Below are 23,719 nucleotides of genomic sequence, written 5' to 3'. Positions count from 1 at the left end.
AGGAATGCCGTTAAGGTAGCCGCAAAACCCTTGTGCCGCAACGGCAACGCGATTATCCGGCGATATTCAGAGCAGCCTGCGCCGCAAAAAGAAAGGGCCGGTCAGACCGGCCCTTTTACAGGAGAAAACACGGTGTGCGAAAGCCGCGTGACGATTACTCGTCTGCGTCGTCCGCCGCATCGTCGTCGGCGTCGGTTTCCGGCGCGATGTCGTCATCGCCTTCCGCCACGCTGCCGTCGATAGAGTCGAGCTCTTCGTCATCCACCGGTTCAGCGACACGCTGCAGACCCACCACGTTTTCATCTTCCGCAGTACGGATGAGGATAACGCCCTGGGTGTTACGGCCTACCACGCTAATTTCCGACACGCGCGTACGCACAAGCGTACCGGCGTCGGTGATCATCATGATCTGGTCAGCGTCATCGACCTGCACCGCGCCGACCACCGGCCCGTTGCGATCGGTCACTTTGATGGAGATAACCCCTTTCGTCGCACGCGACTTGGTCGGGTACTCTTCCACCGCGGTACGCTTACCGTAACCGTTCTGGGTGGCCGTCAGGATAGCGCCTTCGCCGCGCGGAACGATAAGCGACACCACGCTGTCGCCTTCGCCGAGGCGAATACCGCGCACGCCGGTGGCGGTACGGCCCATCGGACGCACCGCGTCTTCTTTAAAGCGCACCACTTTGCCCTGCGCGGAGAACAGCATCACTTCGTCTTTCCCTGCGGTCAGGTCGACGCCGATAAGCTCATCGCCTTCGTTCAGGTTCACCGCGATGATACCGGCGGTACGCGGACGGCTGAATTCGGTCAGCGCCGTTTTCTTCACGGTGCCGCTCGCGGTCGCCATAAAGACGTTAACGCCTTCTTCATACTCGCGTACCGGCAGGATCGCGGTGATACGCTCGTTCGCTTCCAGCGGCAGCAGGTTGACGATAGGACGTCCACGCGCGCCACGGCTCGCTTCCGGCAACTGGTAGACTTTCATCCAGTAGAGACGACCACGGCTGGAGAAGCAGAGGATCGTATCGTGGGTGTTGGCCACCAGCAGGCGGTCGATAAAGTCTTCTTCTTTAATACGTGCGGCGGATTTGCCTTTACCACCGCGGCGCTGCGCTTCGTAATCCGTCAGCGGCTGATATTTCACATAGCCCTGGTGAGACAGGGTGACCACCACATCTTCCTGGTTGATCAGATCTTCGATGTTGATATCGGCGCTGTTAGCGGTAATTTCGGTGCGGCGCTCGTCGCCGAACTGATCGCGGATAAGCTCCAGCTCTTCGCGGATCACTTCCATCAGACGGTCGGCGCTGCCGAGGATATGCAGCAGCTCTGCGATTTGCTCCAGCAGCTCTTTATACTCGTCGAGCAGTTTTTCATGCTCAAGGCCGGTGAGCTTTTGCAGACGCAGATCGAGGATCGCCTGCGCCTGTTGCTCGGTCAGCCAGTATTTGCCATCGCGAATACCGAACTCCGGCTCCAGCCACTCCGGACGCGCGGCGTCATCACCGGCGCGCTCCAGCATCGCAGAAACGGTGCCAAGCTCCCACGCCTGCGCGATGAGGCCCGCTTTTGCTTCCGACGGGGTCGGCGCGCGGCGAATCAGCTCGATAATCGGATCGATGTTGGCCAGCGCAATCGCCAGACCTTCTAAGATATGCGCGCGCTCGCGGGCTTTGCGCAGTTCGAAGATGGTGCGGCGGGTCACGACTTCACGACGGTGGCGAACAAACGCCGCCAGAATCTCTTTCAGCGTCATGATCTTCGGCTGACCGTGGTGCAGCGCGACCATGTTGATACCGAAAGACACCTGCAGCTGCGTCTGGGAATAGAGGTTATTGAGCACCACTTCGCCCACGGCGTCGCGTTTGATCTCAATAACAATGCGCATACCGTCTTTATCAGACTCGTCGCGCAGCGCGCTGATGCCTTCGACGCGTTTCTCTTTCACCAGCTCGGCGATTTTCTCGATCAGGCGCGCTTTGTTCACCTGATACGGAATTTCGTGCACGATGATGGTTTCGCGGCCGTTTTTCGGATCGACTTCCACTTCCGCGCGCGCGCGAATGTAGATTTTGCCGCGCCCGGTGCGGTACGCCTCTTCAATGCCGCGACGGCCATTAATGATAGCGGCAGTCGGGAAATCCGGGCCGGGGATATGCTCCATCAGCCCTTCGATGCTGATATCTTCATCATCGATATAGGCGAGGCAGCCGTTGATGACTTCCGTCAGGTTATGCGGCGGAATGTTGGTTGCCATCCCGACCGCGATACCGGAAGCCCCGTTTACCAGCAGGTTCGGGATTTTAGTCGGCATGACGTCCGGGATCTTTTCCGTGCCGTCATAGTTATCGACAAAATCAACGGTTTCTTTGTCGAGGTCGGCCATCAGTTCATGGGCGATTTTCGCCAGACGGATTTCCGTATAACGCATCGCCGCAGCGGAGTCGCCGTCGATAGAACCGAAGTTGCCCTGACCATCCACCAGCGTATAGCGCAGCGAGAACGGCTGAGCCATACGTACAATGGTATCGTAGACGGCGGAATCACCGTGGGGATGGTATTTACCGATTACGTCACCAACGACACGGGCGGATTTTTTGTAGGCTTTATTCCAGTCATTGCCCAATACGTTCATGGCGTAAAGTACGCGACGGTGTACCGGCTTGAGGCCATCTCGGACATCCGGAAGCGCGCGGCCGACAATAACCGACATCGCGTAATCCAGATAGGAGTTCTTTAACTCTTCCTCAATGTTGACCGGTGTAATTTCTCTGGCAAGGTCGCTCATCTGACCGTTATCCCTCTACTGTGTCCCGGATTCAAAGGTCGCAAATTATAACACAGCCGCGGCCTGTTCGGTAAACCGAATAGCCCCGTCAGGCCGCTTTATTCCCCACTAACGCCTGTTATACTCGACGCTCTTGCGAAGAAAGGAGTAGAGGCGTCCATGAATGCTGAAAAACCGCCCGTTGCGCACAACGTAGACTTAGAAGAAATCGCCAAATTTGAAGCTGTCGCTTCGCGCTGGTGGGACACTGAAGGGGAATTTAAACCGCTGCATCGCATTAACCCGCTGCGTCTTGGCTATATTGCCGAGCGCGCCGGCGGTCTGTTCGGGAAAAAGGTGCTGGATGTCGGCTGCGGCGGCGGCATTCTCTCTGAGAGCATGGCGCGCGAAGGGGCGAACGTCACGGGGCTCGATATGGGCGCGGAGCCGCTGGCAGTGGCGCGTCTGCACGCGCTGGAAAGCGGCGTTGAGCTTACCTACGTTCAGCAGACCGTGGAAGAGCACGCCGCGCAGAATGCCGGTGCCTATGACGTTGTGACCTGCATGGAGATGCTCGAACACGTGCCGGACCCGCGCTCGGTAGTACAGGCCTGTGCACAACTCGTGAAGCCCGGCGGTCACGTCTTTTTCTCCACGCTTAACCGCAACGCCAAATCCTGGCTGATGGCGGTGGTGGGCGCGGAGTATGTGCTGCGCATGGTGCCGAAAGGCACGCACGACGCCAAAAAGTTCATCCGCCCTTCCGAACTGCTGGGCTGGGTGGACGAAACGCCGCTGGAAGAGCGTCATATCATCGGCCTGCATTACAATCCGCTGACCAACCGTTTCAAGCTCGCGCCAGGCGTTGATGTTAACTATATGTTGCATACACAGGCTAAGAAACCTGTCTGAAAACCGTCCTGTCAGAAGCTTTTCGTATTAAAAATTGCGCAACGTTCTGTTGCGCCATTTTTTTCCTGACCAGGAAATCAGCGTTCGATCAAATTTTCATTTTTTTTCCTGCCGCCTTGACAAGCCCTCAAGCCCTTATGCGATGAGGACTTACTTAATTTTGAGATTTTGCAACCGCAAATTAACATCGAAATCAAGCCTTGTTCTCAAAAGAATCCGGACTAGAATACTCACCATATAGCGTTTCACTTATCTCAAACCCCCTATATATAGTATTTATCCACAGAGTTAGTCACTTGTGGATAAGCGGGGGATATTTCTATTTTCACGGATTTCACGGACAGGTATTACCCATGAATCAGAGTCTGCTGGTAACAAAACGAGATGGCAGCCAGGAACGCATTAACCTGGATAAAATTCATCGTGTTCTGGACTGGGCTGCGGAAGGTCTGCATAACGTCTCCATCTCCCAGGTAGAGCTGCGTTCTCACATTCAGTTCTACGACGGCATCAAAACCTCCGATATTCATGAAACCATCATCAAGGCGGCGGCGGATCTTATCTCCCGCGACGCGCCGGATTACCAGTACCTGGCCGCGCGCCTGGCGATTTTCCACCTGCGCAAAAAAGCCTACGGTCAGTTCGAGCCGCCGAAACTGTACGACCACGTCGTGAAGATGGTGGAGCTGGGTAAATATGACCACCACCTGCTGCAGGATTACAGCGAAGAAGAGTTTGCGCAGATGGACGGCTTCATCGACCACTGGCGCGATATGAACTTCTCCTACGCCGCCGTGAAGCAGCTCGAAGGGAAATACCTCGTTCAGAACCGCGTTACCGGCGAGATCTACGAAAGCGCGCAGTTCCTCTACATTCTGGTCGCAGCGTGCCTGTTCTCTAACTACCCGCGCGAAACCCGTCTGGATTACGTGAAGCGTTTCTATGATGCGGTCTCTACGTTTAAAATTTCACTGCCGACGCCGATCATGTCCGGCGTGCGCACCCCGACCCGTCAGTTCAGCTCCTGCGTACTGATCGAGTGCGGCGACAGCCTGGATTCCATCAACGCCACCTCCAGCGCCATCGTGAAATACGTTTCCCAGCGCGCCGGTATCGGCATTAACGCGGGCCGCATCCGTGCACTCGGCAGCCCGATTCGTGGCGGCGAAGCGTTCCACACCGGTTGCATTCCATTCTACAAGCATTTCCAGACCGCGGTGAAATCCTGCTCGCAGGGCGGCGTTCGCGGCGGCGCGGCCACCCTCTTCTACCCGATGTGGCATCTGGAAGTCGAAAGCCTGCTGGTGCTGAAAAACAACCGCGGTACCGAAGCGAACCGCGTGCGTCACATGGACTACGGCGTACAGATCAACAAGCTCATGTACCAGCGCCTGCTGAAAGGCGAAGACATCACGCTGTTCAGCCCGTCCGACGTGCCGGGCCTGTATGACGCATTCTTCGCTGATCAGGACGAGTTCGAGCGTCTGTACACCAAATATGAGCAGGACGAGAACATCCGCAAACAGCGCATTAAAGCCTCTGAGCTGTTCTCGCTGATGATGCAGGAGCGCGCCTCTACCGGCCGTATCTACATCCAGAACGTGGATCACTGCAACACCCACAGCCCGTTCGATCCGGTTGTCGCGCCGGTGCGCCAGTCTAACCTGTGCCTGGAAATCGCGCTGCCGACCAAACCGCTGGATGATGTAAACGACGAAAACGGCGAAATCGCGCTTTGCACCCTGTCTGCTTTCAACCTGGGCGCTATCGAGAGCCTGGACGAGCTGGAAGAGCTTTCCACGCTGGCCGTTCGCGCGCTGGACGCCCTGCTGGACTACCAGGATTACCCGATCCCGGCGGCGAAACGCGGCGCGATGGGTCGTCGCACCCTCGGCATCGGCGTGATTAACTTCGCTTACTATCTCGCGAAGCACGGCGTGCGTTACTCCGACGGCAGCGCCAACAACCTGACGCACAAAACGTTCGAAGCGATTCAGTACTATCTGCTGAAAGCCTCTAACGAGCTGGCGAAAGAGCAAGGCGCATGCCCGTGGTTCAATGAAACCACCTACAGTAAAGGCATCCTGCCGATCGACACCTATAAGAAAGACCTGGATGCGATCGCCAGCGAGCCGCTGCACTACGACTGGGAAAGCCTGCGCGAATCCATCAAGACGCACGGCCTGCGTAACTCCACGCTGTCTGCGTTGATGCCGTCCGAGACCTCTTCGCAGATCTCTAACGCCACCAACGGCATTGAGCCGCCGCGCGGCCACATCAGCATCAAAGCCTCGAAAGACGGTATCCTGCGTCAGGTGGTGCCGGACTACGAACAGCTCAAAGATCAGTACGAGCTGCTGTGGGAAATGCCGGGCAACGACGGCTATCTGCAGCTGGTGGGCATCATGCAGAAATTTATCGACCAGTCGATTTCTGCCAACACCAACTACGATCCGACGCGCTTCCCGTCAGGCAAAGTGCCGATGCAGCAGCTCCTGAAAGACCTGCTCACCGCCTATAAGCTCGGTGTGAAGACGCTGTATTATCAGAACACCCGCGACGGCGCGGAAGATGCCCAGGATGACCTGGCGCCATCCATTCAGGATGACGGCTGCGAAAGCGGCGCATGTAAAATCTAACACGCAGGGCGGGGAAACCCGCCCTCTTGTTGTTAAGGCCGTAGGGTGGGTAAGCGAAGCACACCCACCATTTACAGCCGAACCCTTAACAGCCGAACCGTTGGCCGTAAGGTGGGTAAGCAAAGCGCCCCACCCTTAACAGCCGAACCGTTGGCCGTAGGGTGGGTAAGCAAAGCGCACCCACCGTTAACAGCCGAACCGTTGGCCGTAGGGTGGGTAAGCGAAGCGCACCCACCGTTAACAGCCGATATTGTTTGCAGACAGGATTTACGTCATGGCCTACACCACATTTTCACAGACGAAAAACGACCAGCTCCTTGAACCCATGTTTTTTGGCCAACCGGTCAACGTGGCGCGTTACGATCAGCAAAAATATGAAATTTTCGAAAAGCTTATCGAAAAGCAGCTGTCATTCTTCTGGCGTCCTGAAGAAGTGGACGTTTCCCGCGACCGCATCGATTTCCAGGCGCTGCCGGAGCATGAAAAACATATTTTCATCAGCAACCTGAAATACCAGACGCTGCTCGACTCAATCCAGGGCCGCAGCCCGAACGTCGCGCTGCTGCCGCTGATCTCCATCCCGGAGCTGGAAACGTGGGTCGAAACCTGGGCGTTTTCCGAGACCATCCACTCGCGCTCTTACACCCACATCATCCGCAATATCGTCAACGATCCGGCGGTGGTGTTTGACGATATCGTCACCAACGAGCAGATCTTAAAGCGCGCCGAAGGCATCTCGCACTACTACGACGATCTGATCGAGATGACCAGCTACTGGCACCTGCTGGGCGAAGGCACCCACAGCGTTAACGGCAAAACCGTGACCGTGAACCTGCACGAGCTTAAGAAAAAACTCTACCTGTGCCTGATGAGCGTCAACGCGCTGGAAGCGATTCGCTTCTACGTCAGCTTCGCCTGCTCCTTCGCGTTCGCCGAGCGCGAACTGATGGAAGGCAACGCCAAAATCATCCGCCTTATCGCGCGTGACGAAGCGCTGCACCTGACCGGCACCCAGCACATGCTGAACCTGATGCGCAGCGGCGAAGACGATCCGGAAATGGCCGCGATTGCCGAAGAGTGCAAACAGGAGTGCTACGACCTGTTCGTGCTGGCGGCGCAGCAGGAGAAAGAGTGGGCGGAATATCTGTTCCAGGGCGGTTCCATGATCGGTCTGAACAAAGATATTCTCTGCCAGTACGTTGAGTACATCACCAACATCCGTATGCAGGCTGTCGGTCTGGATCTGCCGTTCAAAACCCGCTCCAACCCGATTCCCTGGATCAACACCTGGCTGGTGTCTGATAACGTACAGGTAGCGCCGCAGGAAGTGGAAGTGAGCTCTTATCTGGTCGGCCAGATCGATTCGGAAATCGACCATGACGATCTGAGCAGCTTCCAGCTCTGATATGGGTCGTATTACGCTTCGCGTGACGGGCACCGAGCTGTCGTGCCCGGATGAGCACCCTTCCCTGCTGGCGGCGCTGGAGTCACACGCGGTGACGGTGGAGTACCAATGCCGTGAAGGCTATTGCGGCTCGTGCCGCTGCAAACTGGTCGCAGGCCAGGTGCAGTGGCTGACGAAACCGCTGGCGTTTATTCAGGAGGGCGAGATTTTGCCCTGCTGCTGTAAACCGCAGGGCGATATCGAAATAGAGATGTAACAACGCCGTATTGTCGGGTGGCGCGACGCATACCCGGCCTGGCAACCCCTGGTACCAGGCCGGATCAGGCGAAACCGCCAACCGGCAATATCAGCGATTATCTTTCAAAAAACTCACCGCTTTATCCGGGAAATCGGTAAACAGCCCGTCCACTTCCGCCTTGTTATACAGCACGTCATAAAGCTGATTCACATCCGTGGCGTATACCGGCAACTGGTCGGCGCGCACCGTATACGGGTGCACCTGCAAATGGCTGGCGTGCGCCTCTTTCGCCATATCGGTCAGCGTCACGTGGTCCTTGGTCGAGCCTTCCGCCACCAGCATATGGTAATCCGGCCCGATGCCGTCGGCGTACTGCGCAATCTGCTTCATGGCGCCCGGTTTAAACATCCAGTCATAGCGATAGTTTACCCATTTGCCATCGGCCTGCTTCTCCTGGGTTTCGTTCCAGTCGGTGTAAGCGATAAGCTGCACCAGCTTCAGATCCATCCCCATTTTCGGCTCCAGCTCATTTTTAATGCGCTTAAGCTCGTTGGCGTCGAAACATTGCAGATAGACCTTATCCTGCTTCGTGGTATAGCCATATTTTTTCAGGGTTTCCAGCGTCTTCGCGGCGATATCCTTGCCTTCCTGATGATGGAACCACGGCGCTTTGATCTCCGGGTAAATACCGATGTTTTTACCGGTGGAGTGGTTCAGTCCCTGCACAAACTCGATCTCTTCTTCAAAGGTATGCACCCGGAAATCGGATTTACCCATCGGGAAGCGACCAGGGAAGGTCTGCACCTTTTTGCCGTTTTCCAGTTCAAAGCCTTCGCTGAATTTCAGCGATTTGATCTCCGCGAGCGTGAAATCGATCGCGTAGTAACGGCCATCTTTACGCGCGCGGTCGGGGAAGCGCTCCGCCACGTCGGTGACGCGATCCAGGTAGTGGTCATGCAGCACCACCAGCTGGTCATCTTTGGTCATCACCAGATCCTGCTCCAGGTAATCCGCGCCCTGCGCATAGGCCATCGCTTTGGCAGGCAGCGTATGCTCTGGCAGATATCCGCTGGCACCGCGATGCGCGATCACCAGTTTATCCGCCGCCAGCGCGCTTGCCGACATCACGCCAATCGCCAGCGCCGCCAGCGTCATTTTCAGTTTCATGGGTGCTCCTTATCCGCGTTTCGCAAGCGTTGCATGGTGGTGTTTATGCTCACCGACCATCACGATAATCAGCAGTAATACCGCCAGAATGCTGCCGCCAATCATCACCATAAAGCCGCCATCCCAGCCAAAGAAATCGACGGTGTAGCCCACGATAGCGCTCGCCGCCACCGAGCCGCCGAGGTAGCCGAACAGGCCGGTAAAGCCCGCCGCGGTGCCCGCCGCCTTTTTCGGTGCCAGTTCCAGCGCATGCAGACCAATCAGCATCACCGGGCCGTAAATCAGAAAGCCGATGACAATCATGCACACCATATCAATGTGTGGGTTGCCCGGCGGGTTGAGCCAGTAAACGATAGTGGCGATGGTCACCAGCGTCATAAAGAACACGCCGGTCGCGCCGCGGTTGCCACGGAAAACCTTGTCCGACATCCAGCCGCAAATCAGCGTGCCGGGGATGCCCGCGTATTCATAGAAGAAATACGCCCAGGACGATTTATCCAGCGCGAAATGCTTCACCTCTTTTAAATAGGTCGGCGACCAGTCGAGGATGCCGTAGCGCAGCAGGTAAACGAACACGTTCGCGATAGCGATGTACCACAGCAGCTTATTCGGCAGCACGTATTGCATGAAGATCTGCTTCGCGGTCAGCTCTTCTTCGTGCTTCTCGTTATAGTCGTCCGGGTAATCATTTTTATACGCTTCGATGGGTGGCAGGCCGCAGGACTGCGGCGTATCGCGCATCAGGGCGAAGGCGATAATCGCTACCAGAATTGCTGCGAACGCGGGCATATAGAGCGCGGCGTGCCAGTCGTTGAACCATGCCATGCCGAGCAAAAACAGCAGCGGCGGGATCCCGCCGCCCACGTTATGGGCGCAGTTCCACACGGAGACAATCCGGCCGCGCTCTTTCTGCGACCACCAGTGCACCATCGTGCGCCCGCACGGCGGCCACCCCATGCCCTGGAACCAACCGCACAGGAACAGCAGCACAAACATCACCATAATGCTCGATGTCGCCCAGGGAACGAAGCCCATAAACAGCATCACCGCCGCCGCGAGGATCAAACCCGCGGGCAGGAAGACCCGCGGATTCGAGCGGTCAGACACTGAACCCATGATGAACTTTGAGAATCCATAAGCGATGGAAATGCCCGAAAGCGCAAAACCGAGATCGCCGCGCGAGAAGCCCTGCTCCACCAGATACGGCATCGCGAGGGCAAAGTTTTTACGCACCAGATAGTAAGCGGCATAGCCGAAGAAAATCCCCATAAAAATCTGCCAGCGCAGGCGACGATAGAGCGGATCTATCTCGCCGTCAGGCAGCCTTGCGCGATGCGGGGCGGGTTTAAAAATACTTAACATCTCTGTCTCCTGCTGATGAGGTTTATATCTATTCGTTTTACTTATGTTTCCTTTGCGAGCGTGATAGTAGGCAAAATGGATTATTTATGCTGTGAAACGTCGCACAAAATGTTACAGAAATATGACATTCGAAAACAAAAGCGCAAATTTTTGCCATTTATTTTCGAATGGTGCGCGTTTACTTTCGATTAAGCGCATAAAAGAGAAGGAAAATGCGCGGTGTGAGCGCCAGTACGCTAAATGGAAAACAGAGAGGGGAATAGAGCGCAGAGCAGCGCGTCTGGATGTTCAGCAGATAACGGACGCCCGGCTCTGCACAGGCGCCCCGTTGCAGTGTCAGACCGTGTGTGTTTCGACTACCTGCACCCAGCCCTGGCTTGCCGTCACGTCCTGGCCGTTAAGCCAGCGGCGCACCAGCGTCAGCGCCATCATGGCGCAAATTTCCTGGCGGATATGCAGCGCATAGCGGCTGGCGTTAAAGCGCAGGCGCACGGCGTGCGTGCCCTGCGGCGTGGTGAGCGCGATGTTAATCTCGTCGTCTTCCACGCTCGCGATGCTCAGCGCCAGGTCGGCTAGATGACGGCTGCGACGATCCACGTTCCAGTGGGCGGTCTGCGCCAGCGTCTCCACCTGGGCGGGCAGCACTTCGCTTGCCAGCAGCGGCGCGTCGGCACCCGACAGTTGCAGCGCCAGCAGGCCCGCGGTGAACTGCTCGCTTAACGTAATGCTGAGCTGCTGCTCGCGCAGGCAGCGGGCAATCTGGGCAGGCAGCGTTTCGGTGCCTTCAAAAATCAGGCTGTCGCCCGCCACTTCACGCACTTTCGGCCAGACGGCTTCCATCTCCGCGCGCCGCGACGCAGGCCCGGTCAGTTTGAGTTCGATAATCGGCGTGGAGGAACGATAGCCCATCACGACGTCCGGCGGTAGCGTCAGCGAATCGAGTGCGGCGGCGAGATCGCTTTCAGAGCGGCCAAACGTGGTCAGACGCAGGCAGAGCGGCGGCTCAGGGAGCGTAAAGCGCTCGCGCAGGCGCGGCAGGATCTCATGCTCCACCATGCGCTTAAATTCAGACGGCACGCCCGGCGTGAAGAAAATCAGACAGCGGTTGAGCTTGATGGCAAACCCGCAGGCGGTGCCGACCGGGTTGTCGATCATTTCACTGCCCGCTGGCAGCAGCGCCTGTTTACGGTTACTCGCGGCCATCACGCGCCCGCGCGCTTCGAAAAAACGCTCCATCTGCGCGAGCCAGCCTTCATGCAGCACCAGCTCCACGCCCGCCGCGCGGGCCGCCGCTTCGGCACTGAGATCGTCGCTGGTCGGCCCGAGGCCGCCGTTGACGATTAAAATATCGGCGTGCTGGCTGCGTTCGGTCAGCGCGGACACCAGCGATTCGAGGCTATCACCCACGGTGTTACGGCGGGTCAGCGGCAATCCCTGATTAAAAAACAGATCGGCAAGCCAGGCGGCGTTGGTATCGACAATCTGACCGTGCAACACCTCATCGCCGGTCGAGAGCATTTCTGTCTGTAGCATTATTTTCTCCGCAAGAAGGGAACGCTTTACTATAGCGCGCAGAGAAAAGAAGAAGGAGAAAAACAGGCGCAGCGGAACACTGCGCCCGGAAAATCAGAACCCTGCGCTGACGCCCAGGTATGGGCCATCGGCCACTTTGCTGTCGCGATCGCCATCTTTACCGGTCAGGTTGATGTAGCGATAACCGGCTTCGACGCTAATCGGGCGGAACAGAGAGAAACGCGCGCCTGCGCTGGCTTCCTGATAATCATTCACGCCGCTGGAGAGCGAATCCGGCGAGTAGTAGTAGTCGCCAAACAGCGAAAGATGCTGGCCGAGATCCCAGCGCACGCCGCCGCCGACCGCCGCCGCGTAGCCTTCACTGCCCTCTTTCGGGTTCAGGTAAACCGCCTTCACGCCAGGCGTGACCATAAACGGCCCGAGCGGCATATTGAAGCCCAGTCCCGCGCCCACGATATCACCGTGATCGTCATTGTGCGCCCAGTTGCCGGTGAGCTGCAGACCGCTGCTTTCGGTGCCGAGACCCACGCCCATATTGGTGTAATGCTCGCCCACGGAGCCGTTGACGCTGATAGCGCTCGCCTGGGTGGCAGCCAGCAGCAGGCCGGCCATTGCTAAACGAAGTGTGTTTTTCATTCCATGTATCTCAAAAAAAGAAAAAGTGCCCTGCAAAGGGCAACGCGGCATTGTACCTGTATCGGGGCGGCAATCAACGTGATGCGGCCGCGCAACACCGGCGAGGCGCGAAAAAGGAGAAAACATCTATGCACAACAGCATTAAACGCCGCTTTGACCCGGCGGAGGATGAAGCGGCAGACGCACGCGCACCAGCAATCCGCCGAGCTGCTCGCCTTTCAGCAGTTCGGCGCGGGTGCGGTGCCAGCGGGCGATATCATTAACCAGCGCCAGCCCCAGCCCGGCGCCGGGGTGCGCGCTGGCGTTATCGAGACGGCGAAACGGCGTCAGCGCCTGGTCGCGCTGCGCGGCGTCAATCCCCGGGCCGCTATCTTCCACCTCAAGACGCGCTCCGTCCGCCTCAACGCAGACGCGCACCGTCACCACGCCGCCTGCGGGCGTATATTTCAGCGCGTTATCCAGCAAATTGGCGCACAGCTCCGCCAGCAGCAGCGGTTCAGCAGCGACCCATACCGGCCCCTCTTCGCCTTCATAACCAAGATCGACCGGCTTGCTGCGCGCCTGCGGCAGCCGGGAGAAACAGCTTTCCCGCGCCGCCGCCACCAGATCCACCACATCGAGCGTGCGCGTATCGCCCGGCTCCGCCCGCCGCAGCGTCGCCAGCTGCAACAACCGCTCGGTCAGATCGATAGTCTGATCGAGCGTCGCGCTCATTGCCTGAAGGCTTTCGCGCCACTGCGCCGGATCGGGGCTTGCCAGCGCCACGGCCGCCTGGGTTTTCAGCACGGCCAGCGGCGTTTTTAACTGATGAGAGGCGTCGGCGCTGAAGCGCTCCTGGCGGGCGATGAGCGCACGCAGGCGGCTCATATAGCGGTTGAAAGCGATAATCAGCAGGCGCGTTTCCGACCACGGCAGCAGATCGGGCAGCGGCGTCAGTTCGCCGGGCGAGCGCCTGACCATCAGGCGCGACAGCTTGCGCATCGGCTTGAGTACGCGACGCAGCAGCAGCCCGGCGAGCACCAGCGTTAACAGCACCAGTCCGCCCTGCGAAAGCGCCGATGAGATAAGCAACTGCCGCGCCAGCAGATGACGCGACTGCAACGTCTCGGCGACATAAATCTCCGCCATACCGACCACGCCGCCTTCGTTAACCGGCTGCAACAGCCGCGCCACCCGCAGCCGCTGGCCCTGATAAGTCGCGTGATAAAACCACGCCAGCGCCGGGTAAAGGTCGGTACGCGCCACCCCGCGCGGCATCGCGGGCAGATCGTCATAGCCGGAGATAACCCGCCCGCGCGTATCTTTCACTTTGTAGTAGAGCCGGTCATTCATGTTGCGCTCGACGCTATCGAGCACCACCCAGGGCACGTCCGCCTGTAATTCGCCGTGATGCACGTTGAGGCGCTCGGCGACAATACGCGCCGAGGCCAGCAGCGTGCGATCGTAGGCCTGGGTTGCGGCGTTCAGCGCGCTGACATAGCTGTTTAACGCCGAAAACGCCCACAGCAGCGAGAGCGGCAGGCCGAGAAACAGCAGCAGTTTTCCGAGCAGGGATTCAGGGCGCCACCAGCTCATCGCTGCACTCCAGCACATAGCCCAGGCCGCGCAGCGTGGTGATTTGAACATTGCTCGCCAGCAGTTTTTTACGCAGCCGGTGAATATAGATCTCAATGCTTTCCGGGCTGACGTCGTCACTTAAGCTGAACACCTGTTCGAAGAGTTGCTGACGCGTGACCGGGCGGCGACGGCGGTACATCAGCACCGTTAAGAGCGCATGTTCGCGCGGCGTGAGCGCAAGCGGCCTGCCCTGTAGCTCAAAATAGCCTTCATCGTGAAAAGTCAGTTCGCCGAGCCGCTGGGCCTCCTGCAGCTGCCCTTCGCTGCGGCGTACCAGCGCGCGCAGCCGCGCCTCCAGCTCGCTCAGCTCAAACGGCTTTGGCAGATAATCATCAGCGCCCTCGTTAAGTCCTTTCACCCGGTCGGCCACCGCGCCATGCGCGGTGAGCAGCAGCACCGGCACCGCCTGCCCGCGACGACGCAGACGGCTTAGCACCTCCAGCCCGCTCATGCGCGGCATTTCAATATCCAGCACCGCCACGGCGTAGCGCTCGTTTTGCAGCAGGTGATCCGCCGCCAGGCCATCGCCGACGCAGTCCACCGCAAAGCCGGTGTTCGCCAGCGCTTTCTCCAGCCAGTGAGCCAGCTCACGGTTATCTTCCGCCAGTAAGAGACGCATATCACATCCAGTAAAGTTTCTGTCGCGATGAAAGGAAACTGAAAGGCTTTAGTTTTAACAATCATGCAACTGATACGCTACAAAGCAGTTCACATAATCAGAAACATCACGGCAGTCATGCATGAGGATGAAAATGAAAACATCACTTCTCTCTACCCTGTTAGCAACGTCTCTGGCTTTCTCTTTTACCGCAGCCCAGGCGGCTGAAGCGCCGTCGCGCCCCGAGTGCATCGCGCCTGCCAAGCCCGGCGGCGGCTTCGATTTAACCTGCAAACTCATCCAGGTGAGCCTCCAGGAAACCGGCGCGCTGGAAAAACCGATGCGCGTGACGTACATGCCAGGCGGCGTCGGCGCGGTGGCCTATAACGCGATTGTGGCCCAGCGCCCCGGCGAGCCGGGCACCGTGGTGGCGTTTTCCGGCGGCTCGCTGCTCAATCTCTCGCAGGGCAAATTTGGCCGCTATAACGTCGATGACGTGCGCTGGCTCGCGAGCGTCGGCACCGATTACGGCATGATCGCGGTGCGCGCCGATTCGCCGTGGAAAACGCTCGGCGATCTGATGAAAGCGCTGGAAAAAGATCCGAACAGCGTGGTGTTTGGCGCGGGCGCGTCCATCGGCAGCCAGGACTGGATGAAAACCGCGCTGCTGGCCCAGAAAGCGGGCGTCGACCCGCACAAGATGCGCTACGTAGCCTTTGAAGGCGGCGGCGAGCCGGTGACCGCGCTGATGGGCAATCACGTGCAGGCGGTATCCGGCGATCTCAGCGAGATGGTGCCCTACCTTACCGGCAATAAACTGCGGGTGCTGGCGGTCTTCGCGAGCGAACGCCTGCCCGGCCAGCTCGCCCAGGTACCCACCGCTAAAGAGCAGGGCTATGACCTGGTGTGGCCTATTATTCGCGGCTTCTATGTCGGCCCTAAAGTCAGCGACGCCGATTACCAGTGGTGGGTCCAGACTTTCGAAAAACTCCAGCAAACCGATGAATTCAAAAAGCAGCGCGATCTGCGCGGCCTGTTTGAATTCAACCTGACCGGCAAAGCGCTGGATGAATATGTGAAAAATCAGGTCAACGACTACCGCGAAAAAGCCAAAGCCTTTGGGCTTGCGAAATAGCGCAGGAGGATGTGATGAGCGATCGCATTTTTGCGGGGATCTGGATCCTGCTCTGTATCGGCGGGCTGTTTGTGGGCTGGCAGATCCACAGCGAGTATGCCTACGAACCGGTCGGGCCGCGCCCTTTCCCGATGGGCATTATCGCGCTGATGCTGCTGTGCGCGGTGCTGTTACTGCTGCGCCGCCCGGATGTCGTGGACTGGCCGCATCACGCCGTGCTGCAACGGCTGGTAGTGATGGTGATTGTGCTGTTGCTCTACGCCGGGGGCTTTGAATGGCTCGGCTTTCCGCTCGCCACCGCGCTGCTGACGGCGGTCATCGGCATGCTTTTCGGCGCGCAGCTACCGGCGGCGCTGGTATCCGGCGTGGTGATGGGCGGCGTGCTCTGGTACGCCTTTGACCGCCTGCTTGACGTGACGCTGCCTCTCGGGGCCTGGCTTAATTAACGGGAGCTTTTATGGATACCTGGCTTTATCTCTCACAGGGCTTCGCCGTCGCGCTGACGCCCACCAATCTGCTGATTGCGCTGATTGGCTGTTTCGTCGGTACCATCGTCGGGCTGCTGCCAGGCCTCGGACCGATTAACGGCGTCGCCATTCTGCTGCCGCTGGCGTTCGCAATTCATCTGCCGGCGGAATCGGCGCTGATCCTGCTTGCCACGGTCTATATCGGCTGTGAGTATGGCGGGCGCATTTCATCGATACTGCTTAATGTGCCGGGCGATGCGGCAGCGATCATGACGGCGCTGGACGGCTACCCGATGGCGCAGCAGGGGCGCGGCGGCGTGGCGCTCTCTATCTCCGCCGTCAGCTCGTTCGTTGGCTCGTTTATCGCAATTTTCGGCATTATCCTTTTTGCACCCGTGCTGGCGGAGTGGTCTCTGGCGTTCGGCCCGGCGGAATATTTCGCGCTGATGGTGTTTGCCATCGCCTGTCTCGGCAGCATGATGGCGCAAAACCCGCTGAAGTCGTTCCTGGCCGCGCTGATTGGCCTCGGGCTTGCGACGGTCGGCGTGGACGCCAACACCGGCGTGTATCGCTTTACGTTTGACAGCGTGCACCTTTCTGACGGCGTGCAGTTTATCGTGGTGGTGATTGGTCTGTTCTCGGTCTCTGAAATCCTGCTGATGCTGGAGAGCACCAGTAGCGGCCAGACGCTGGTGCGCAAAACCGGGCGCATGCTGTTTAACGCCAAAGAAGCGGCTGCCTGTACCGGCGCGACGCTGCGCTCGTCAGTAATTGGCTTTTTTGTTGGCATTCTGCCGGGCGCGGGGGCGACTATCGCCAGCGCCATTACCTATATGACCGAGAAAAAGCTCGGCGATAAAGACGGCTCGTTCGGTAAAGGCGATATTCGCGGCGTGGCGGCGCCGGAGGCGGCGAACAACGCCTCGGCCTGCGGCTCGTTTATCCCGATGCTGACCTTAGGCGTGCCCGGCTCCGGCACCACGGCGGTGATGATGGGCGCGCTGACGCTCTATAACATCACGCCGGGGCCTGCAATGTTCACCGAACAGCCGGACATCGTCTGGGGGCTTATCGCGGCGCTGCTGATTGCCAACGTGATGCTGCTTATCATGAACATTCCGCTGATCGGACTGTTCACCCGCATGCTGACCATTCCGCTGTGGTTCCTGGTGCCAGCGATTGCGGCTGTCTCGGCGGTGGGCGTTTACGCGGTGCACAGCACCACGTTTGATCTGCTGCTGATGGTGGGCCTTGGCGTGCTGGGTTATATCCTGCGTAAAATGCACTTCCCGATGTCGCCACTGATTCTGGGCTTTGTGCTGGGCGAAATGCTGGAGCAGAACCTGCGCCGCGCGCTCTCTATCAGCAACGGCGAGCTCGGTATTCTCTGGCAGAGCGGCGTCACCAAAACCCTGCTCATCATGGCAACGCTGGTGATTGTCGTACCGCCGCTGGTGAAGCGACTGCGTAAGCGCCAGCAAAAGCGGAAAGCGGCCGTTGATGCCGGCTAACCCCCACGGCCCTTCACGTGAAGGGCCGCGTTATGTTTGCGGGCGGAGCGTATTTGTCGCCCATTGCGTAACGTCACGGCGGGAAATTTTAATCCCGCCGTTTTTAAGCGCTTCAGGCAACCGAAGCCAGGCGACCGGCTGCTCAAATCGCGCCAGCTTGTCGTTTGCCCACAGGCGCAGCGCCTGCGGCTCAAACGACGCCTCACACTCGATGACTGCCACCGGCCGCGCGCCGAACTCGTCATCCTCCAGCGGGACGACAAACGCCTGTCGCACCTGCGGATGCTGGCTCAGCACGCGCTCGACCGCCTCCGGCTGAACGCCTTCCCCACCGCAGAAAAAAAGATTATCCAGCCGTCCGGGCACCAGTAATTTACCGTCGCGCCACGCGCCGCGGTCGCGGGTGGCGAACCAGCCCTGCGCATTGGTGAGCGGCATCAGTTCGCCGTCGCGCCAGTAGCCTGCGGCCATGCTGCTGCCGCGCAACCAGATCTCATCGCCCGCGAGCATCACCTCGCGCCCCGGCAGCGCCGTACCTACATCAGCCTCGCCGTCGGCGCGCTTCGCGCACACCGTGGAGGCAAACTCCGTCAGTCCGTAACCGCACCAGCAGGCGATATCACGCTGCGCCGCCGCTTGCGTCAGCGCAACCGGGATCGCAGCACCGCCGAGCAACACGGCTTTGAGGCTCAGGCGACGCTCCGGCATCGCTAACAGCCGCCAGAGCTGGGTCGGCACCAGCGAGGCGTGCGTGCAGCCTTCCAGCGCCTCGTAAAGCGGCAGGGAATCACGCACCGCAAGCTGCGCACCTGCCCACAGCCAGCGCCAGAAAATCCCCTGCCCGGAGACGTGAAACAGCGGCAGCGAGAGCAGCCAGCAGTCGCTGGCATGAAACGGGATCAGGCTCAGCACGCCCCTCGCGTTCTCCAGATGCGCGAACGCCGTATGAACGGCGGCTTTCGGCAGTCCGCTGGAGCCGGACGTCAGCGTCATGGACACCAGACGATCGGCCTGCCACGCCGCGGCATGAGCCACCGCAGGCTCGCGCCAGTCGAGCAACGTAAGGCCCGGCAGCGCGGGCGCATCACCGATACGAACCACATAACGCAACGTGAGCGACGGCAGCAGCGCGTTGATTAACGGCGCCGGAAGTTGCGGATTAAGCGGCAAAATACGCGCGCCGCACTGCAACAGCGCAAGCCAGGCGAGCAGCGTTCGCTCGCTGTTTTTCGCGCACAGCGCCACACCGTCGCCGTCGCGCACGCCCTGCTGGTGAAAACCCGCAGCGAGAGCATCAATCCGCCTGCAGAGCGCGCGCCAGGTAATATCGCCATTGTCGGCGCGCAGCGCGATGTCATCCGGCCGCACGCTCGCCCAATGACGCCACGGCCAGTCGAAGAAACTCACAGCAGCGGCTCCAGCGCATCCACAGGCCAGCACGGCAGCGGGCTGTCAGGCCACGGGCGCACCAGCTGAGCCTGCATCAGCGCGAGCGTATCGAGCCCCGGCGTGATGCCCGGTGTCAGCCAGGCGGCAAGCCGCGCAAGCTGGGTCAGGCCGAGGCTTGACTCAATGGAGGAACTGATGACCGCCGTCAGACCCAGCGCGTGAGCCTGCGCCACCTGTTGCTGTACCGTTTGCAGGCTGCCGGTGAGCATTGGTTTTATCACCACCGCCCGCAGGCCAGGCTCCGCTGTAATGGAAAAATCGCGCTCGCGCAGGCTTTCATCCCAGGCGATGGCGATGCCGGTTTCGGCGGCGAAGGCGCGGGAATCATCGGGGGTTTTGCAGGGTTCTTCGATAAACGCAATGCGCGGGCGGTACGCCGGGTTGACGTATTTCGCGAACAGCTGCGCTTTCAGCGGCGTCCAGGCGCGATTCGCGTCGAGCCGCAGCGTGAGATCGGGAATCGCCTCCAGCAGCAGGTTGACCACCATGCCGTCGCGCACCGCCTCATACAGCCCCACTTTAACTTTGGCGACTTTCTCACCGTGCAGCCCCACTTTAACTTTGGCGACTTTCTCACCGTGCAGCCCGCCGAGGCGTGCGAAGAGTTCATCCGGATCGCCCGTACATAGCGGCGCAGCGTGGTAATTCCCGGCCTCGGGCAGCGTGCCGTGAAGCTCCGCCAGCGCCATGCTTAAACCAAACGCGACGCTCGCCACCTCCGGCAGCGGCAGCGAATCACCCCGCTGCCATGCCAGAAGCCAGTCGCGCGCGGCGGCAAGCGCAGTGTCCAGCGTCTCGTCGCTAAACCCAGGCAGCGGCGCAACTTCGCCCCACCCTTCGCCCCCGTTGTCAGAGAGGCGCACCAGCAGGCCGTCGCGGGTTTTCAGGCGCCGCTCCCGCAGCACCACGCCAGCGTCCATCGGCACCTGATAACGATAAAGCTGAGCCGCGCGCATTATGGGTTACGCTTGAATTTGCTGAAATCTGGCTGGCGCTTCTGGTTGAACGCGTTGCGCCCTTCCTGACCCTCTTCGGTCATATAAAAGAGCATGGTGGCATTGCCCGCCAACTCCTGAAGCCCCGCCTGGCCGTCGCAGTCGGCGTTGAGCGCCGCCTTCAGGCAGCGCAGCGCCATTGGGCTGTTTTGCAGCATCTCGCGGCACCAGCGCACCGTTTCTCTCTCAAGCTCCGCCAGCGGGACGACGGTGTTCACCAGCCCCATATCCAGCGCCTGCTGCGCGTCGTACTGACGGCACAGGAACCAGATTTCACGCGCCTTTTTCTGGCCGACGATGCGCGCCATATAAGACGCCCCCCAGCCGCCGTCAAACGAACCGACTTTCGGGCCGGTCTGGCCGAAGACGGCGTTTTCCGCCGCAATCGTGAGATCGCACATCATATGCAGCACGTGGCCGCCGCCAATCGCAAAGCCCGCCACCATCGCCACCACCGGTTTCGGGCAGGTACGGATCTGACGCTGGAAATCGAGCACGTTGAGATGATGCACGCCGGAGTCGTCCTGATAGCCGCCGTAGTCGCCGCGCACTTTCTGGTCACCGCCCGCGCAGAAGGCTTTATCGCCTTCGCCGGTGAGGATAATGACGCCGATATTGTCGTCATAGCGTGCATTCGCCAGCGCCTGGATCATCTCTTTAACGGTGAGCGGGCGAAACGCGTTGCGCACCTGCGGGCGGTTGATGGTGATTTTAGCGATGCCGTCAGTGGATTTCTGATAGCGGATATCGGTGTAACCTTCCGAACAGTCGAGCCATTCGACAGGCGCATAAAGCATCGCTTCATCAGGATAAATCATGGGAGTTCTCCATTAGGGGCGCAAAATCGCGTTAAGACAGCGGGCTACCGCAGCCGGATTTTCCCGGTGCGCGTTATGGCCCGCGCCAGTAATGACATGCAAAGGCACATTGAGCGTGGCGGCGAGCGCGCGGAATTTTGCATCGCGCTCCCCGCACAGGTAATGAAACGGTACAGAGAGCCGCGCTAAAGACTCATACAGCGGCGGCTGGCGGCCGAGCGACGTGGCTTCCAGCATCGTGGCCAGAGCGGCGGGTTGATTGCGGGCGCGCAGCGTGATTAATTCCCGGCGCTGTTCATCTGTCAGCGTGGCGAAAACGGGCTGGCGATACCAGTCGTCCAGCACCGTTTCTATCGGTTCATCACGAAACCGCTGCGCCCATTTTTTGTCCGCAACGAAACGCGCGTCGCGTTCATCGGCATTCAAAAGCCCCGGATGGCCGCCTTCCACCACCAGACCGCGCAGGCCGGGCGTATTCCCCTGCGAGGCGTGAAACATCGCTATCCGCCCGCCGAGCGAGTATCCCACCAGCCAGTAGTCAAGTATGTTGTAACTATTCAGCGTTGCGATAAGCTGTTCGTTGACGTGCGCAAAATCCAGAGCGCTAAGGGGCGCCGAGCCGCCGTGACCCGGCAGATCGATAAACAGATGGTCATGCTCAACGCAGGCCGAGGCGACCGTCTGCCATTCGCGATGGTCGCCGAGAAAGCCGTGCAGCCAGACGACAGTACCCCGCGCGGCGACGCGGGCTGGCTGAAAATGCGCGGCCAGCGGCATCAGGCGCACACCGCTTTGAGTAAGCGCTGAAACACCTGCGCGCCCGCGGTTTCCGGGACACGCAGCTCAATGACGGTCGCGACCGAGGAGCGCCACGCGCGCGTCATCGTTTCTTTAAGCGCTGCCAGGCTCTCGGGCGCGTCGTAGTTCAGCGAAAACATCGCCGCCGCGGGCGCAAAGCTGACGTTTTGCGGCATACAGTAAAATTTTTCGCGCTCGCGGGCGGGGGTCGGGAGCATGGAGAAGATCTGTCCGCCGTTGTTGTTCACGACGATCAGCACGAAAGGCGCGGGCACGTCGCGCAGCAGCGCCAGCGCGTTGAGATCGTAAAGCGTGGAGAGATCGCCCAGCACCGCCAGCGTGGGCTTGCCGGTGGCCCGCTGCACGCCCGCGGCGGTAGAAACCAGCCCGTCGATGCCGCTCGCGCCGCGGTTGCCGTACACCGGGTATCCGGCAGGCAACTGCGCCAGCGCATCCACCAGCCGCACCGTCAGGCTGTTGCCGAGAAAAAGCTGACCGTCTGCTGGCAGCAGCTCCGGCAGCCGGTGCGCCACCTGCGCCTCGCCCCACTCAGTGAGTTCGCGCGCCACGATGTGCTGCGTCTGCGCCGCCAGTCCTTCCAGTGGCTCTGCCCACGGCATCGCCGGGCGCGCCGGATGCTGTTCAAGCCAGGCGGAGATATCCGCCACAATCCGACGTCCGCGGTGGTGCGCCGGATCGAGCCGCCCTGGCAGCGGGTCAACAACCCAGTACTCCTGCGGGCGACATTCACTTTGCCACTGCAATACGCGTTTACCCGTCAGGCTGCCGCCAAACTGCGCGACAATCTGCGCCTGCGCGAGCAGCGCGGCGGCGCGCGGGTGCGCGAGCCAGAGATCGGCACACGGCAGCGGCTGGCCGGTTTGCGAGAGCACATCACCAATGAGCGGCCAGCCAAGATGCGCCGCCCACTGCGCAACGGCTTCGCCCTCCTGCGCCGTCAGCCTGCCTGCCAGCACCACGCCGCGCTGTTCGCGCCAGAAAGGCCAGTCCGCCTGCGCGCTGACGGCCTGCGTATTCTCATAATGTAGCCAGGGCGTTTTCGTCTGCCACCATTCGCCCGGCGCCTGCTGCCACGCAAGATCGGTTTCGTCCAGCTCCCCATAGAGTGGTTCGGCGAACGGTACGTTGATATGCAGCGCGCCTGCTTTTAGCACTCCCATCTTTTCATCGATGGCGCTGATAAGCCAGGCGGCGGGAATGGACGGTGTGGGGCGCGGGAGATCGAGCGTGGCGGCAGGGTGTGAGCCAAAAATGGCGTGCTGACGAATCGCCTGGTTCGCGCCGCAGTCAATCAGCTCCGGCGGGCGGTCGGCGGTGATCGCCACCAGTTTTTCACCCGTCAGTCCGGCTTCTATCACCGCCGGATAAAGGTTCGCGACCGCCGTACCGGATGTCACAATCACCGCCACCGGCTCGCCGCTTGCTTTGGCAAGCCCGAGCGCCAGATGGCCAAGACCGCGCTCGTCGAAATGCGTATGCAGCATAAACGCCGGGTTTTGCGCGGCAGCGACCGTGAGCGGCGTGGAGCGCGAGCCCGGCGCGATGCAAAGATGGCGCACGCCGTGGCGGCTCAGCGCTTCGAGAATGACGCCTGCCCAGCGGCGGTTAAACGTGCTTGTCGACATAAGCTTGTCCGGTATCAATTTAG

Annotated in this window: 19 protein-coding genes; 7 read left to right on the top strand and 12 right to left on the bottom strand. The window is 59.9% G+C overall.

Translation table 11 applies throughout. The features are described 5' to 3' along the window. Positions 1-154: 154 nt before the first annotated feature. Complete coding sequence (gyrA, locus tag AFK66_RS05770) at positions 155-2,791, bottom strand: DNA topoisomerase (ATP-hydrolyzing) subunit A (RefSeq protein WP_007897480.1); 2,637 nt, start codon at positions 2,789-2,791, stop codon at positions 155-157. A 159-nt stretch (positions 2,792-2,950) separates the two neighbouring features. Here gyrA and ubiG point away from each other — a divergent pair, with 159 nt between their 5' ends. The 4 genes from ubiG to yfaE all read left to right on the top strand — a co-directional run bounded on the left by ubiG (position 2,951) and on the right by yfaE (position 7,982). Next, positions 2,951-3,682: a bifunctional 2-polyprenyl-6-hydroxyphenol methylase/3-demethylubiquinol 3-O-methyltransferase UbiG gene (ubiG, locus tag AFK66_RS05765; protein WP_007776722.1), complete on the top strand. Its 732-nt coding sequence runs from the start codon at positions 2,951-2,953 to the stop codon at positions 3,680-3,682. 353 nt (positions 3,683-4,035) lie between these two features. After that, entirely contained in the window at positions 4,036-6,321 is a 2,286-nt protein-coding gene (gene nrdA / locus AFK66_RS05760) for a class 1a ribonucleoside-diphosphate reductase subunit alpha (protein WP_007776723.1), read from the top strand. Positions 6,322-6,595: 274 nt separating this feature from the next. After that, positions 6,596-7,726, top strand: a complete 1,131-nt coding sequence (gene nrdB, locus AFK66_RS05755) for a class Ia ribonucleoside-diphosphate reductase subunit beta (RefSeq protein WP_004387472.1) — start codon at positions 6,596-6,598, stop codon at positions 7,724-7,726. Between the two features lies 1 nt (position 7,727). Then, entirely contained in the window at positions 7,728-7,982 is a 255-nt protein-coding gene (gene yfaE / locus AFK66_RS05750) for a class I ribonucleotide reductase maintenance protein YfaE (protein WP_004387471.1), read from the top strand. A gap of 90 nt (positions 7,983-8,072) precedes the next feature. On the opposite strand, the gene glpQ is transcribed toward yfaE, so the two are convergent. The 6 genes from glpQ to tctD all read right to left on the bottom strand — a co-directional run bounded on the left by glpQ (position 8,073) and on the right by tctD (position 14,898). After that, positions 8,073-9,131, bottom strand: coding sequence for a glycerophosphodiester phosphodiesterase (gene glpQ, locus AFK66_RS05745; RefSeq protein WP_007776725.1), 1,059 nt, complete (start codon positions 9,129-9,131; stop codon positions 8,073-8,075). A gap of 9 nt (positions 9,132-9,140) precedes the next feature. Then, positions 9,141-10,493, bottom strand: a complete 1,353-nt coding sequence (glpT, locus tag AFK66_RS05740) for a glycerol-3-phosphate transporter (RefSeq protein WP_023898376.1) — start codon at positions 10,491-10,493, stop codon at positions 9,141-9,143. Positions 10,494-10,829: 336 nt separating this feature from the next. After that, a complete protein-coding gene (locus AFK66_RS05735; RefSeq protein ID WP_007776730.1) occupies positions 10,830-12,026 on the bottom strand; it encodes a nicotinamide mononucleotide deamidase-related protein YfaY in 1,197 nt (398 codons plus the stop codon). A gap of 93 nt (positions 12,027-12,119) precedes the next feature. Then, positions 12,120-12,662, bottom strand: coding sequence for a YfaZ family outer membrane protein (locus AFK66_RS05730; protein ID WP_032968326.1), 543 nt, complete (start codon positions 12,660-12,662; stop codon positions 12,120-12,122). A gap of 141 nt (positions 12,663-12,803) precedes the next feature. Further along, positions 12,804-14,237, bottom strand: coding sequence for a sensor histidine kinase (locus tag AFK66_RS05725; protein WP_023898373.1), 1,434 nt, complete (start codon positions 14,235-14,237; stop codon positions 12,804-12,806). After that, positions 14,218-14,898 carry a transcriptional regulator TctD gene (tctD, locus tag AFK66_RS05720; RefSeq protein WP_007776738.1) on the bottom strand — a complete coding sequence of 227 codons (681 nt, stop codon included), beginning with the start codon at positions 14,896-14,898 and terminating at the stop codon, positions 14,218-14,220. The genes AFK66_RS05725 and tctD overlap by 20 nt, the downstream gene beginning before the upstream one ends. 133 nt (positions 14,899-15,031) lie before the next feature. Here tctD and AFK66_RS05715 point away from each other — a divergent pair, with 133 nt between their 5' ends. Genes AFK66_RS05715 through AFK66_RS05705 form a run of 3 tightly spaced genes read left to right on the top strand, consistent with a single transcriptional unit; the run spans position 15,032 to position 17,990 of the window. Beyond that, entirely contained in the window at positions 15,032-16,012 is a 981-nt protein-coding gene (locus tag AFK66_RS05715) for a Bug family tripartite tricarboxylate transporter substrate binding protein (RefSeq protein WP_007795085.1), read from the top strand. A gap of 14 nt (positions 16,013-16,026) precedes the next feature. After that, on the top strand, positions 16,027-16,458 hold the full coding sequence (locus tag AFK66_RS05710) for a tripartite tricarboxylate transporter TctB family protein (RefSeq protein ID WP_007776742.1): 432 nt from the start codon (positions 16,027-16,029) through the stop codon (positions 16,456-16,458). An 11-nt stretch (positions 16,459-16,469) separates the two neighbouring features. Then, positions 16,470-17,990, top strand: coding sequence for a tripartite tricarboxylate transporter permease (locus tag AFK66_RS05705; RefSeq protein WP_007776746.1), 1,521 nt, complete (start codon positions 16,470-16,472; stop codon positions 17,988-17,990). Positions 17,991-18,020: 30 nt separating this feature from the next. On the opposite strand, the gene menE is transcribed toward AFK66_RS05705, so the two are convergent. From menE to menD, 5 genes are read right to left on the bottom strand one after another with little or no spacing between them, the layout of a single operon-like run. Further along, positions 18,021-19,397 (bottom strand): o-succinylbenzoate--CoA ligase, encoded by a 1,377-nt coding sequence (gene menE / locus AFK66_RS05700; protein WP_023898370.1) that lies wholly within the window; start codon positions 19,395-19,397, stop codon positions 18,021-18,023. Beyond that, entirely contained in the window at positions 19,394-20,395 is a 1,002-nt protein-coding gene (gene menC, locus AFK66_RS05695; RefSeq protein ID WP_023898368.1) for an o-succinylbenzoate synthase, read from the bottom strand. The genes menE and menC overlap by 4 nt, the downstream gene beginning before the upstream one ends. After that, positions 20,395-21,252 (bottom strand): 1,4-dihydroxy-2-naphthoyl-CoA synthase, encoded by an 858-nt coding sequence (menB, locus tag AFK66_RS05690; protein WP_007776752.1) that lies wholly within the window; start codon positions 21,250-21,252, stop codon positions 20,395-20,397. Before menB ends, menC begins: the two co-directional genes overlap by 1 nt. Positions 21,253-21,264: 12 nt before the next feature. Then, entirely contained in the window at positions 21,265-22,029 is a 765-nt protein-coding gene (gene menH / locus AFK66_RS05685) for a 2-succinyl-6-hydroxy-2,4-cyclohexadiene-1-carboxylate synthase (RefSeq protein WP_032968939.1), read from the bottom strand. Then, positions 22,029-23,696, bottom strand: coding sequence for a 2-succinyl-5-enolpyruvyl-6-hydroxy-3-cyclohexene-1-carboxylic-acid synthase (gene menD / locus AFK66_RS05680; protein ID WP_023898367.1), 1,668 nt, complete (start codon positions 23,694-23,696; stop codon positions 22,029-22,031). Before menD ends, menH begins: the two co-directional genes overlap by 1 nt. Positions 23,697-23,719: the final 23 nt, after the last annotated feature.

The organism is Cronobacter malonaticus LMG 23826 (assembly GCF_001277215.2).
Classification (GTDB): Bacteria; Pseudomonadota; Gammaproteobacteria; order Enterobacterales; family Enterobacteriaceae; genus Cronobacter; species Cronobacter malonaticus.
The sequence above is the reverse complement of the archived record's forward strand: the minus strand, read 5'-3'. Positions and strand labels throughout refer to the sequence as shown.

Bases quoted from the DNA above. Each gene is read 5' to 3' on its own strand.
- glpQ (WP_007776725.1), bottom strand. From the start codon at position 9,131: ATGAAACTGAAAATGACGCTGGCGGCGCTGGCGATTGGCGTGATGTCG.
- menC (WP_023898368.1), bottom strand. From the start codon at position 20,395: ATGCGCGCGGCTCAGCTTTATCGTTATCAGGTGCCGATGGACGCTGGC.
- tctD (WP_007776738.1), bottom strand. From the start codon at position 14,898: ATGCGTCTCTTACTGGCGGAAGATAACCGTGAGCTGGCTCACTGGCTG.
- AFK66_RS05735 (WP_007776730.1), bottom strand. From the start codon at position 12,026: ATGCTACAGACAGAAATGCTCTCGACCGGCGATGAGGTGTTGCACGGT.
- glpT (WP_023898376.1), bottom strand. From the start codon at position 10,493: ATGTTAAGTATTTTTAAACCCGCCCCGCATCGCGCAAGGCTGCCTGAC.
- ubiG (WP_007776722.1), top strand. From the start codon at position 2,951: ATGAATGCTGAAAAACCGCCCGTTGCGCACAACGTAGACTTAGAAGAA.
- yfaE (WP_004387471.1), top strand. From the start codon at position 7,728: ATGGGTCGTATTACGCTTCGCGTGACGGGCACCGAGCTGTCGTGCCCG.
- menB (WP_007776752.1), bottom strand. From the start codon at position 21,252: ATGATTTATCCTGATGAAGCGATGCTTTATGCGCCTGTCGAATGGCTC.
- gyrA (WP_007897480.1), bottom strand. From the start codon at position 2,791: ATGAGCGACCTTGCCAGAGAAATTACACCGGTCAACATTGAGGAAGAG.
- menD (WP_023898367.1), bottom strand. From the start codon at position 23,696: ATGTCGACAAGCACGTTTAACCGCCGCTGGGCAGGCGTCATTCTCGAA.
- AFK66_RS05715 (WP_007795085.1), top strand. From the start codon at position 15,032: ATGAAAACATCACTTCTCTCTACCCTGTTAGCAACGTCTCTGGCTTTC.
- nrdA (WP_007776723.1), top strand. From the start codon at position 4,036: ATGAATCAGAGTCTGCTGGTAACAAAACGAGATGGCAGCCAGGAACGC.
- AFK66_RS05705 (WP_007776746.1), top strand. From the start codon at position 16,470: ATGGATACCTGGCTTTATCTCTCACAGGGCTTCGCCGTCGCGCTGACG.
- menH (WP_032968939.1), bottom strand. From the start codon at position 22,029: ATGCCGCTGGCCGCGCATTTTCAGCCAGCCCGCGTCGCCGCGCGGGGT.
- AFK66_RS05730 (WP_032968326.1), bottom strand. From the start codon at position 12,662: ATGAAAAACACACTTCGTTTAGCAATGGCCGGCCTGCTGCTGGCTGCC.
- AFK66_RS05725 (WP_023898373.1), bottom strand. From the start codon at position 14,237: ATGAGCTGGTGGCGCCCTGAATCCCTGCTCGGAAAACTGCTGCTGTTT.
- AFK66_RS05710 (WP_007776742.1), top strand. From the start codon at position 16,027: ATGAGCGATCGCATTTTTGCGGGGATCTGGATCCTGCTCTGTATCGGC.
- nrdB (WP_004387472.1), top strand. From the start codon at position 6,596: ATGGCCTACACCACATTTTCACAGACGAAAAACGACCAGCTCCTTGAA.